Here is a 599-nt window from a genome sequence, read left to right as displayed (position 1 = left end):
TCTGAGACTCTTGTTTCGTCGATTACACCGGCTATTTATTTTGACTTTGATACTCCTGGTGTCGATCAAATGATAACATTACTAGGTGGTGTGGCCGTTATCACACCAATTATTATACGCCTCATGCAACTGCATGTGCGCATATGTGAGCCTAGGCTAATACATTTTTCCTGCTGTCCAAGTGAATTAGCCATGGGCAACATGTATCTCTGTGTAGGCACATATGAACAATTTTTCGTAGTTTTCGATACCGACTCGAATCTTTTGTTCATCTCTGGCTTACACCATGTTCGTGTTCAGATACATGTTTCTGTAGCAACAAGAGAGGTGACGATGCCCCTTTTGCTGCCACATTCTTGCCATCAGATATTTTTAGACCAGGAGGAACGATCCCCCCCATTGTGATATTAGTGCTATTGTAGCCGTTTGCACTGCCCCCGCCTTTCGGCTGCTACTCCGGTCCACGTTGTTTTGGTCTGCTAATGTTCAACTTATGCTAAAGGATTTTACCCGTCGGCTTATGATTATTTAAATGAAGACTTGGCATAGGTCTGTCTTCATTCATGTCATAAGCCTACATCCTTTAGCCTATATGCTTT

The 599-nt window shown here is 42.9% G+C and carries 1 protein-coding gene; it reads left to right on the top strand.

The window, feature by feature from the left end; translation table 11 throughout:
• Positions 1 to 405, top strand: a 405-nt coding sequence (locus E8E68_RS00010) for a hypothetical protein (protein WP_280339011.1), incomplete at its 5' end; no start/stop codon positions are given.
• Positions 406 to 599 lie beyond the last annotated feature (194 nt).

It is taken from the genome of Pseudomonas sp. BN607, from assembly GCF_029871175.1.
Lineage (GTDB): Bacteria > Pseudomonadota > Gammaproteobacteria > Pseudomonadales > Pseudomonadaceae > Aquipseudomonas.
This window is presented reverse-complemented; position numbering and strand designations above follow the sequence as displayed.